This is a genomic window from Streptomyces sp. NPDC004031 (assembly GCF_053604375.1).
Genome location: NZ_JBSGHL010000053.1, coordinates 50,322 through 61,379 on the forward strand (window position 1 = coordinate 50,322; position 11,058 = coordinate 61,379).

11 protein-coding genes are annotated in these 11,058 nt (G+C 73.0%); 7 read left to right on the forward strand and 4 right to left on the reverse strand.

The genetic code is table 11. The annotated features are described in order from the left end of the window. Positions 1–146: 146 nt before the first annotated feature. On the forward strand, positions 147–530 hold the full coding sequence (locus tag ACWERV_RS28155; RefSeq protein ID WP_452938207.1) for a hypothetical protein: 384 nt from the start codon (positions 147–149) through the stop codon (positions 528–530). A gap of 16 nt (positions 531–546) precedes the next feature. On the opposite strand, the gene ACWERV_RS28160 is transcribed toward ACWERV_RS28155, so the two are convergent. After that, positions 547–1,128, reverse strand: a complete 582-nt coding sequence (locus tag ACWERV_RS28160; protein ID WP_452938210.1) for a 2'-5' RNA ligase family protein — start codon at positions 1,126–1,128, stop codon at positions 547–549. Between the two features lie 192 nt (positions 1,129–1,320). Beyond that, on the reverse strand, positions 1,321–2,340 hold the full coding sequence (gene trpS / locus ACWERV_RS28165) for a tryptophan--tRNA ligase (RefSeq protein ID WP_452938240.1): 1,020 nt from the start codon (positions 2,338–2,340) through the stop codon (positions 1,321–1,323). A 229-nt stretch (positions 2,341–2,569) separates the two neighbouring features. Between trpS and rocD the strand changes: the two genes are divergently transcribed. The 5 genes from rocD (at position 2,570) to ACWERV_RS28190 (ending at position 8,090) form a co-directional block, all read left to right on the forward strand. Further along, positions 2,570–3,814: an ornithine--oxo-acid transaminase gene (gene rocD / locus ACWERV_RS28170; protein WP_452938212.1), complete on the forward strand. Its 1,245-nt coding sequence runs from the start codon at positions 2,570–2,572 to the stop codon at positions 3,812–3,814. A 117-nt stretch (positions 3,815–3,931) separates the two neighbouring features. After that, positions 3,932–4,774, forward strand: coding sequence for an iron uptake transporter permease EfeU (gene efeU, locus ACWERV_RS28175; RefSeq protein ID WP_452938215.1), 843 nt, complete (start codon positions 3,932–3,934; stop codon positions 4,772–4,774). 76 nt (positions 4,775–4,850) lie between these two features. Continuing rightward, the gene (gene efeO / locus ACWERV_RS28180) at positions 4,851–5,999 is read left to right on the forward strand and encodes an iron uptake system protein EfeO (RefSeq protein WP_452938218.1); all 1,149 of its coding nucleotides are present in this window, start codon (positions 4,851–4,853) and stop codon (positions 5,997–5,999) included. Next, positions 5,999–7,258, forward strand: a complete 1,260-nt coding sequence (efeB, locus tag ACWERV_RS28185; RefSeq protein ID WP_452938221.1) for an iron uptake transporter deferrochelatase/peroxidase subunit — start codon at positions 5,999–6,001, stop codon at positions 7,256–7,258. Before efeO ends, efeB begins: the two co-directional genes overlap by 1 nt. Before the next feature lie 16 nt (positions 7,259–7,274). Then, complete coding sequence (locus ACWERV_RS28190) at positions 7,275–8,090, forward strand: hypothetical protein (protein ID WP_398185086.1); 816 nt, start codon at positions 7,275–7,277, stop codon at positions 8,088–8,090. A gap of 5 nt (positions 8,091–8,095) precedes the next feature. On the opposite strand, the gene ACWERV_RS28195 is transcribed toward ACWERV_RS28190, so the two are convergent. Then, on the reverse strand, positions 8,096–8,578 hold the full coding sequence (locus tag ACWERV_RS28195; protein ID WP_452938224.1) for a carboxymuconolactone decarboxylase family protein: 483 nt from the start codon (positions 8,576–8,578) through the stop codon (positions 8,096–8,098). 49 nt (positions 8,579–8,627) lie between these two features. On the opposite strand from ACWERV_RS28195, the gene pdxR reads away from it, so the two are divergent. Beyond that, positions 8,628–10,091, forward strand: a complete 1,464-nt coding sequence (gene pdxR / locus ACWERV_RS28200; RefSeq protein ID WP_452938227.1) for a MocR-like pyridoxine biosynthesis transcription factor PdxR — start codon at positions 8,628–8,630, stop codon at positions 10,089–10,091. Positions 10,092–10,209: 118 nt separating this feature from the next. Here the strand turns inward: pdxR and ACWERV_RS28205 are convergent. After that, positions 10,210–11,058: malate dehydrogenase (locus ACWERV_RS28205; RefSeq protein ID WP_452938230.1), on the reverse strand; the 849-nt coding region annotated here is incomplete at its 5' end.

Below are 11,058 nucleotides of genomic sequence, written 5' to 3' on the forward strand. Positions count from 1 at the left end.
TACAAACTGGCATTCCACCGACGGGGCTGTCAAGGAGGTCCGCGCGCGGCCTCCGGTCTCGCGGCGCGCTGTCAGTGGCAGCGGCTACGGTTCTGATCGGACGTCAGGATCACGGCCCGCGGAGACGGGCGAACGGGGGCAGCGGGATGGGCATCGAGATCGAACCGGCGGTCTTCGCACGCGACGACGGCAGCGCGTGCGCGAACGAGTCGCTGATCGTCCTGGGCGCGGCCGACCCGGGGCCCGCCGCGCGGGCGCTGGAGCGTGCCTGCGAACGCTTCATGCTCGTCGCCGAGGACGGGCGTGAGTACGCCGACGAGGACGCGGCGGACGACTCGGGCCTGTACACGCCGAACTACTTCTCCGACGTGAGGCACTCGCCGCGCGGCCCCTGGATCTACCTGGACTGCAAGGGCGAGATACCCGGGCCGATGCGCGCGGGGCTGCTCGCGGTCCTCGTCGAGGAACTGGAGCGGGCCGGGCTGCACGAGGTCCGGGTCGCGGTGCCGAAGGACACCGACCCGGTCTGAGCGCCGGGCCCGCGGCTCAGAACGGGCTCGCCGCCGAGTGGACCGCGCCCTGGTGGGGGACGGAGGGGGACGGGGGCTCAGCGCCGAAAGGGTATTCGCGCATCTTCCGCCACACGCCGTCACCGCCCTGCTCGTAGAGGGCGAAGCCGGTCGCGGTCCAGGCGGCGGCGAAGTCGGCCAGCTCGCGCTGGGCGCGGTCGAGGGACGGCTCGGCGATGGCGTGGGCGACGGTGACGTGCGGGTGGTAGGGGAACTGCAGCTCCCGTTCGACGGGGCCGGAGCGCAGCCGCTCCTGGAGGTCCGCGCAGTCGGCGGCGCCCTCGGCGAGGCGGACGTAGACCACCGGGGACAGCGGGCGGAAGGTGTCCGTGCCGTGCAGCCGCATCGCGAAGGGGCGGCCCTCGGCGGCGACCTTCGCGAGGTGGCGGCGGAAGGGCGGCAGCTCGTCGCGGCCGACCTCGGTGGGCGGCAGCAGCGTCACATGGGTGGGGATGGCGTACGCGGCCGGGTCGCCGAATCCGGCCCGCCGCTCCTGGAGCAGCCGCCCGTACGGCTCCGGGACCGCGAGGGACACGCCGATCGTCGTGGTGGTCTCCATGCGTTCACCCCTTTTCCCCCAGGTCGGTGCCCTGCCCGCGAGCGCGCGGGCGCGTGCCTTTCCCCGAAAGCCCCGTTCCCCCGCCGGGTCCGGTATCCCCGCCGGACCCGTCACACCCGGTGTACCCCGAACGGCCCCGGCCCGCGACCGCGCCCTCCGGGCACGGGCCCCGGCGCCGGCCTCGCGCCGCGGTCAGTGCTTGGCGGGCACGAAACCGATCCGGTCGTAGGCCGCGGCCAGCGTCTCCGCCGCCACGCTCCGGGCCTTCTCGGCGCCCTTGGCGAGGACCGAGTCCAGGGACTCGGGGTCTCCCAGATACTCCTTCGTACGCTCGTGGAACGGCGTGACCCACTCCACGAAGATCTCCGCGAGGTCGGTCTTGAGCGCACCGTAGCCCTTGCCCTCGTACTGTCGTTCCAGTTCCGGAATTCCGGTACCGGTGAGGGCGGAGTGAATGGTGAGCAGATTGCTGACGCCCGGCTTTTCCTTTTCGTCGTACCGGATGACCGTGTCGGTGTCGGTGACGGCGCTGCGGAACTTCTTCGCCGAGACCTTCGGGTCGTCGAGCAGGTTGACCAGGCCCTTCGGGGTGGCCGCCGATTTGCTCATCTTGGCGCTCGGGTCCTGGAGGTCGTAGATCTTCGCCGTCTCCCGGACGATGTGCGGCGCCGGGATCGTGAAGGTCTGCCCGAAGCGGCCGTTGAAGCGCTCGGCCAGGTCGCGGGTCAGCTCGATGTGCTGGCGCTGGTCCTCGCCGACCGGCACCGCGTCCGCCTGGTACAGCAGGATGTCGGCGACCTGGAGGAGCGGGTACGTGAACAGGCCGACGGTGGCGCGGTCGGCGCCGTGCCGCGCGGACTTGTCCTTGAACTGCGTCATACGGGAGGCCTCACCGAATCCCGTGATGCAGTTCATGACCCAGCCGAGCTGCGCGTGCTCGGGCACATGGCTCTGCACGAAGAGCGTGCAGCGGTCCGGGTCGAGCCCCGCCGCCAGCAGCTGCGCGGCGGCCAGCCGGGTGTTCGCGCGCAGCTCCGCGGGATCCTGCGGCACCGTGATCGCGTGCAGGTCCACGACCATGTAGAAGGCGTCGTGGGACTCCTGGAGCGCCACGTACTGCCGGATCGCACCGAGGTAATTGCCCAGGTGGAAGGAACCGGCAGTGGGCTGGATGCCCGAAAGGGCGCGGGGACGAGAGGCCATGTCCACCATTCTCTCAGGTCGGGCCACGGACCCATACCCCCGATCACGGCGGGCGCATCTGCGGCGCAAGAGCGCGAGCGCGGGAAGGTTTCGCGCGGGCCCCGGTGAGCGACGATAGAAACACCAGACAAATGCACTGGGGGCACCACCCCGCCCCCGCTCCAGGCCCGCGCCGCGGCCCGACCGGGCCGTCCGCCCGCCGCCTGGCTCCCGACGCACGACGAACGGAGTACGCGAAGTGACACAGCGGAGCAGCAGCATCCCCGGTCCCGAGGCGCGGACGGCCACCGAGCGGCAGATCGCCGAGGCCGAGACGTACAGCGCGCACAACTACCACCCGCTGCCCGTGGTGATCACCGAGGCGGAGGGCGCCTGGGTCACCGACGTCGAGGGCCGCCGTTACGTGGACATGCTCGCCGGCTACTCGGCGCTGAACTTCGGGCACGCCCATCCCCGGCTGATCGCGGCCGCGAAGGCGCAGCTGGAGCGGGTCACGCTGACCTCGCGGGCCTTCCACCACGACCGCTTCGCCCGTTTCTGCGCCGAGCTGGCCGAGCTGTGCGGCATGGAGATGGTGCTGCCCATGAACACGGGCGCGGAGGCGGTGGAGACCGCGGTGAAGACCGCCCGCAAGTGGGGCTACCGGGTCAAGGGCGTACCGGACGGGCGGGCGAAGATCGTCGTCGCGGACGGCAACTTCCACGGCCGCACCACCACGATCATCAGCTTCTCCACCGACCCCGAGGCCCGCGCGGACTTCGGCCCGTACACCCCCGGCTTCGAGGTCGTGCCCTACGGCGACCTGGCCGCACTGGAGGCGGCGATCGACGACGACACGGTGGCGGTGCTGCTGGAGCCGATCCAGGGCGAGGCGGGCGTGCTCGTGCCGCCGCCGGGCTACCTCGCCGGGGTGCGGCGGATCACCGCCGAGCGCGGGGTGCTGTTCGTCGCCGACGAGATCCAGTCGGGCCTGGGCCGCACCGGGCGCACCTTCGCGTGCGAGCACGAGGGCGTGGTGCCGGACATGTACGTGCTGGGCAAGGCGCTCGGCGGCGGCGTGGTGCCGGTCTCGGCGGTGGTGTCCTCGCGCGAGGTGCTGGGCGTCTTCCGGCCCGGCGAGCACGGCTCGACCTTCGGCGGCAACCCGCTGGCCTGCGCGGTCGGCCTGGAGGTCGTCGCGATGCTGCGCGGCGGCGAGTACCAGGCGCGGGCCGCCGAGCTGGGCGACCACCTGCACGCCGAGCTGGCCGGGCTGCTGGGCGCGGGCCTGCTGACGCAGGTGCGCGGCCGGGGGCTGTGGGCGGGGCTGGACATCCCGCCGGAGCGCGGTACGGGCCGGGCGGTGTCGGAGGATCTGCTGACGCGCGGGGTGCTGGTCAAGGACACCCACACCGAGACGATCCGGCTGGCCCCGCCGCTGGTCATCTCCAAGGACGACCTGGACTGGTCGCTGGACCGGCTGCGGGCCTCGCTCGCCGTCTAGCACCCGACACGGGGAGGGCCGGAGATTTTGCCCGATCGTTAGCACCCGCGGCCTGCGGCGTTCAGAACTTAGGCTAGCCTAACCATCGCATACGGCTGCCCTGGAAGGACTACGCAGGTGATCCCCACCCTCGTCATCGGTTTGCGTGAAGGCATCGAGGCGTCCCTCATCGTGGGCATCATCGCCGCCTTCCTGGGGCGCAACGGCCGCCGCGACGCGCTGCGCCAGGTCTGGATCGGCGTGTCCATCGCGGTCGTGGTCTGCCTCGGCATCGGCATCGGCCTCGTCACGCTCTCCCGCGAGCTGCCGCAGCAGCAGCAGGAGGCGATGGAGACCGTCATCGGCGCGCTCGCCGTCGTCATGGTCACCGGCATGATCCTGTGGATGAACAAGCACGCCCGCGGCATGAAGCGCGAGCTGGAGGGCCAGGCGGCGAGCGCGCTGGCCCAGGGCTCGGCCCGCGCGCTGGTCGTGATGGCCTTCCTCGCGGTGCTGCGCGAGGGCTTCGAGACCGCGGTCTTCCTGGTCTCGGTCATCCAGAACAGCACCAGCGTCGGCACCGGCACCACGGGCGCCTTCATCGGCATCGCCATCGCGGTCGTCATCGGCTACGGCATCTACCGCGGCGGCGTGAAGTTCAACATGGGCCGCTTCTTCAAGATCACCGGCCTGGTGCTGGTGCTCGTCGCGGCCGGGCTCGTGATGACGGTCGCGCACACCGCGCACGAGGCGGGCTGGATCGACGCCGGGCAGTCCCAGGCGCTCGACCTGAGCTGGCTGGTCCGGCCCGGCACCGTACTGTCCTCGCTGTTCACCGGTGTGCTCGGGGTGCAGCCGCAGCCGACCACCGCCGAGGTCACGGTGTGGGTGGTCTACGCCCTGCCGATGCTCGCGTTCGTCGGCTGGCCGCGCGGCGGCAAGCGCCCGGCCCCCAAGCCCGCCGCCGCGTCCGGCAGCTGACCCGCACCGCCGTCCCGCCCGTCCCCGTATCTCGTATCTCCCTCTCTTCGCTGACACGTCCTAGGAGCGCCCGCCCATGTCCATGTCCACCACCACCCCCCGCGTGCTGCGGGCCACCGGCCTGCTGGCCATCGCCGGGCTGGTCGCCACCGGGTGTGCGAAGAGCAAGGACGACAGCGCGCCCAAGGGCTCCCCGAAGGTCACCGTCAACCTGACCGACGACGGCTGCAAGCCCTCCCCCGCCTCCGTGCCCGCGGGCCCGGTGACCTTCCAGGTCAAGAACGTCAGCGCCAGCAAGGTCACCGAGGCCGAGCTGCTCAGCGGCGACACCATCATGGGCGAGAAGGAGAACCTCACCCCGGGCCTGTCCGGCAGCTTCTCGCTGACCCTCAAGGGCGGCAAGTACGAGATGTACTGCCCCAACGCGAAGACCGAGAAGAGCGCCTTCACGGTGACCGGCACGGCCGCCGCGCCCTCCCAGGACCCGGCCGTCAAGGCGCTGCTGACGCAGGCCACCACCGGCTACCAGGCGTATGTGATAGCCGAGGTCGACAAGCTGCTGCCCGCCACCAAGACCTTCACCGACGCGGTGCGCGCCGGGGACATGGCCAAGGCCGAGGCGTCCTTCGCGCAGGCCCGCTACTACTACGAGGAGGTCGAGCCCGTCGCGGAGAGCTTCGGCGACCTCGACCCGGACCTCGACGCGCGCGAGGACGACGTCACCGACGCCACCAAGTGGACCGGCTTCCACCGGCTGGAGAAGGCGCTGTGGCAGGACAAGTCGCTGACGGGCATGAAGCCCGTCGCCGACAAGCTCGACGCGGACGTCGCCAAGCTCAAGACCCTCGTGGCCACCACCACCTACCAGCCCGCCCAGCTCGCCAACGGCGCCACCGGGCTGCTCGACGAGGTCGCCGCCAGCAAGGTCACCGGCGAGGAGGACCGCTACAGCCACACCGACCTGTCGGACTTCGAGGCCAACGTCGTCGGCGCGCAGAAGGCGTTCGACCTGCTCAAGCCCGCGCTGGACAAGATCGACGCGAGCCTGTCGAGCAATGTCAGCACGCAGTTCACCGCCGTGCTCGACGCCCTCAAGCCCTACAAGCAGGGCAGCGCCTACGTCGACTACTCCACCGTCGGCGACGACAAGCGCCGCGAACTCACCCAGAAGGTCGACGCCCTCGCCGAGCCGCTCTCCCAGGTCGCCGGCAAGGTGAACGGCTGATGAGCGCGCCGGGCACCACCCGCCGGGGCCTGCTCGCCACTCTCGGCGGCGCGGCCCTGGCGGGCTCCGCCGGAGCGGCGCTCGCCGGATGCAGCGACGACGGGAAGTCCTCCCCCGACAAGGCCGCGACCACCACCGTGCCCTTCTACGGCACCCACCAGGCGGGCATCGCCACCCCCGCCCAGGACCGGCTGGCCTTCGCGACCTACGACCTGACCGTCAGCGGCTCCGTCGAGGAGAACCGCGCCGCCCTGCGCACCCTGCTGCAGCAGTGGACGGCCGCGGCCGCCGCGATGACGCAGGGAAAAACGGTGCCCGGCGACAACGACAACCCGGCCGCGCCGCCCGCCGACACCGGCGAGGCCTACGGGCTCTCCCCCGCCAACCTGACCATCACCCTGGGCCTGGGCCCCTCGCTCTTCGACGAGCGCTTCGGCCTCGCCGGTCACCGCCCCGCCGCGCTCGCCGACCTGCCCAAGCTCCCCCCGGAGAACCTGGACGCCGAACGCTCGGGCGGCGACCTCGCCATCCAGGCCTGCGCCGACGACCCGATCGTGGCCTTCCACGTCATCCGCAACCTGGCCCGGATCGGCCGCGGCACCGTCGTCATGCGCTGGTCGCAGCTCGGCTTCGGCAACGCCACCGGCAACGGCGGCGGCAAGGAGACCCCGCGCAACCTCATGGGCTTCAAGGACGGCACCCGCAACATCGCCGGTGACGACAAGAGCCTGATGGACGGGCACGTGTGGGTCGGCTCCGAGACCGACCAGCCGTGGATGCGCGGCGGCAGCTACCTCGTCGCGCGCCGCATCCGGATGCGCATCGAGGCGTGGGACCGCGACTTCCTGTCCGACCAGGAGGCCGTCTTCGGCCGCGCGAAGTACACCGGTGCGCCGCTGACCGGCACGAAGGAGTCCGACCAGCCGGACTTCGCGGCGAAGAAGGCGAGCGAGCCCGTCATCCCCGCGGGCGCGCACATCCGCCTCGCTGCCCACGAGAACAACGCGGGCCTGCGCATCCTGCGCCGCGGCTACTCCTTCACCGACGGCATCGTGCCCGCCACCGGCGAACTGGACGCGGGCCTGTTCTTCATCGCCTACCAGAAGGACCCGCGCAAACAGTTCGTGCCGCTCCAGACCAAACTCGGCGGGCACGACGCCCTCAACGAGTACATCCAGCACGTCGGCTCCGGCCTCTTCGCCTGCCCGCCCGCCCCCGCCGCCGCGGGCAAGCACTGGGCGGAGGAGCTGCTCGCGTAGCGCGTAGGGTGCCCGGGTGACTCTCGGGATGGTGGCGGCGCTGTGCGCGGCCTTGTGCTTCGGTGTGGCCTCCGTGCTCCAGGCGAAGGGCGCGCGGGCCGCCGAACCCGGCAGCGGCTCGGGCGTCGACACCCGGCTGCTCGCCCGCGCCCTGGCCCAGCGCGTCTACCTCGCCGGACTCGCCCTGGACGCCGCCGGGTTCGGCATGGAGCTGATCGCCCTGCGGCGGCTGCCCATCTACGCCGTGGGAGCCGCGCTCGCCGCGAGCCTGGCCGTCACCGCGGTCACCGCCGGGCGGCTGCTCGGGACGACGCTGCGCCGCGCCGAGTGGACCGCGGTGGGCGTCGTCTGCGGGGGCCTGGCCCTGCTGGGGCTCGCCTCCGGCGCCGAGGGGAGCGCGCACGGCAGCACCGCGCTGCGCTGGGGGACGCTCGTCGCCGCCGGGGGCGTCCTGCTCATCGGCGCGGCCGGCGGGCGCCTCCCCGTAAGGGCCCGCGCGGCCGTCCTGGGCCTGGGGGCGGGGCTCGGCTTCGGCGTCGTCGAGGTGGCCGTCCGCCTGATCGACGGGGTGACCGGCCCGGCCCTCTACGCCCTGCTGCTCGGCGGCGGCGCCGCCTTCCTGCTGCTGACCTCGGCCCTCGGCCAGGGCTCCGTGACGACCGCGACCGCCGCGATGGTCGTCGGCGAGACGGTCGCCCCCGCGCTCGTCGGCGTCCTCGCCCTCGACGACCACACCCGCCCCGGCTGGACCCCCGTCGCCGTCACCGGCTTCGCCCTCGCCGTCCTCGGCGCCCTGGCCCTGACCCGCTTCGGGGAACCGGCCGCGGTCTGAGGTCCCTACCGGTGGGCGGTCGGCGAGAGCCGGCACGTCACGCCGATGCGGTTCCACGCGTTCATCGTCACGCACATCGCGACGAGCCGCGGCATCTCGTCCTCGTCGAAGAGCTTCGCCGCCTCGTCGTAGACGTCGTCCGCGACACCGTGCGGGCCCAGCTCCGTCACGGCCTCCGCCAGCGCCAGCGCGGCCCGCTCACGGGCGGTGAAGAAGGGGGTCTCACGCCACACGGTGACGCCGATGAGCTTCTGCTGCGTCATGCCCTCGGCGAGCGCCGCGTGGCTGTGCTTGTCGACACAGAAGGCGCAGCCGTTGAGCTGCGAGACCCGGACCCGGACCAGCTCGCGCACGACCGGGTCCAGGCCGCGGGCGGCGGCCTTGTCGAGGGCGAACATGGCCTCGTAGAAGTCCGGGGCGCGGTCCATGAGGTTGATGCGGCGGACGGGGGCGGGGACGGTCGGCTCGGCTGCTTCGTTCGTGGTCATGACCTCACCGTATCCGCCAAGTGGCACCGCCCCATGGTCCACTAGAGGCATGAACGAGTGGGCCAATCCGTCCGGTCCCGGAACGCCGACGCGCGGCGGCGGCGACTACGACCTCCTGCTGGACCTCGCGGGCCAGCGCACCCGGGCCGGGCTGGAGGAGGCGCTGCGCGCGGCCGTACGCGACGGGCGGCTCACCCCCGGCACCCGCCTGCCCTCCAGCCGGGTGCTGGCCCGCGACCTCGCCCTCGCCCGCAACACCGTCGCCGACGCGTACGGGCAGCTCGTCGCCGAGGGCTGGCTCACCGCCCGGCAGGGCTCGGGCACCACGGTCGCCCCGCGGCCCGCCGTCCCCGCGCACCGCACCGGACGGCGCACCCCCGAAGGCCCCCGCAGCGGCCCCGCCGAACTCACCCCGCACCACTCCGGGCTGCCGTACGTCCTGTGGCCCGGCTCCCCCGACCTCGGGTCCTTCCCCCGCACCGGCTGGCTGCGCGCCGCCCGCCGCGCGCTGACCGCCGCCCCCAACGAGGCCTTCGGCTACACCGACCCGCGCGGCCGCCCCGAACTGCGCACCGCCCTCGCCGACTACCTCGCCCGCGTCCGCGGGGTGCGCACCGACCCCGAACACCTGGTGATCTGCACCGGCTACACCCAGGGCGTGGGCCTGCTCGCCCGCGTCCTGCACGCGCGGGGCGCCCGCCGGGCCGCGTACGAGAGCGTCGGGCTGCCCGACGTGCCCACCGTGCTGCGCGCCTCCGGCCTCGACCCGCGCCCGCTGCCCGTCGACGCGGACGGGGCCCGCGTCGAGGAACTGGCCGACGACGCCGCCGCGGTGCTGCTCACCCCCGCGCACCAGTTCCCGCTCGGGGTCAGCCTCTCGCCCGCGCGGCGCACCGCGGTCGTCGCCTGGGCCCGCTCCACCGGCGGAATCGTCCTGGAGGACGACTACGACGGGGAGTTCCGCTACGACCGGCAGCCCGTCGCCGCACTCCAGGCACTCGCGCCCGACCACGTCGTCTACGCCGGAACCGCCAGCAAGAGCCTCGCCCCCGCGCTGCGGCTCGCCTGGCTCGCGGTGCCGCCGCACCTGCTCGACGCGGTCGTCCGCGAGAAGCGGATCGCCGACCACCAGTCCGCGGTGCTCGACCAGCTGACGCTGGCGGAGTTCCTGCGCTCCGGGGCGTACGACCGGCATGTGCGCCGGATGCGGACGCGCTACCGCGCGCGGCGGGACCGGGTCGTGGAGGTGCTCGGCGGCTGCGCGCCGGGCGTGCGCGTGTCCGGCATCGCCGCGGGGCTGCACGCCGTGCTGGAGCTGCCCGCCGACGCGGGCCCGGTCGAGGCGGTGGTGGCCCGCGCCCACCGGCTGGGCCTGTCCGTGCCCGGCCTCCCGGCCTTCGGGGCTCCCCCCACCCACCCGCCCGCCCTCGTCGTGGGCTACGGCACCCCGCCCGACCACGCGTTCACGCACGCGCTGAGCTTGCTGTGTACGGCGCTCCGGGGCGGGACGTGAGCTGAGTCGCACGACCGTCCGCCGGTGGGTGGTTGCGCGCGCAGTTCCCACCGGCGGGAAGAGCGCGACGCCCCGGGCACGGGGCAGCCCGGGGCGTCGCGGCGAGAAAAGGCCGGGCTCAGATGAGGCCGAGTTCGCGCACGGCGGCGCGCTCCTCCTCCAGCTCCTTGACGGACGCGTCGATCCGCGGGCGCGAGAACGCGTTGATCTCCAGGCCCTGGACGATCTCGAACGTGCCGTTCTTCGTCGTCACGGGGAAGGACGAGATGAGGCCGGCGGGCACGCCGTAGGAGCCGTCGGAGACGATGCCCATGGACGTCCAGTCGCCCTCCGCCGTGCCGTTGACCCACGTGTGGACGTGGTCCAGCGCCGCGGACGCGGCCGACGCCGCGGAGGACGCGCCGCGCGCCTCGATGATCGCCGCGCCGCGCTTCGCCACCGTGGGGATGAACGTGTCGGCGAGCCACTGCTCGTCGTTGACGACCTCCGCCGCGCTCTTGCCCGCGACCTCCGCGTGGAAGATGTCCGGGTACTGCGTCGCGGAGTGGTTGCCCCAGATGGTGACGCGCTTGATGTCGGCGACGGCCGCACCCGTCTTCTTCGCGAGCTGCGCGATCGCCCGGTTGTGGTCCAGCCGCGTCATCGCGGTGAAGCGCTCGGCCGGGACGTCGGGGGCGGCGGACTGCGCGATCAGCGCGTTCGTGTTCGCCGGGTTGCCGACGACCAGGACCTTGATGTCGTCGGCGGCGTGGTCGTTGATGGCCTTGCCCTGCGGCTTGAAGATGCCGCCGTTGGCGGAGAGCAGGTCACCGCGCTCCATGCCCTTGGTGCGCGGGCGGGCGCCCACGAGCAGGGCGACGTTGGCGCCGTCGAAGGCGACGTTCGGGTCGTCGGTGATGTCGATGCCGCGCAGCAGCGGGAAGGCCGCGTCGTCCAGCTCCATGGCCGTGCCCTCGGCGGCCTTGAG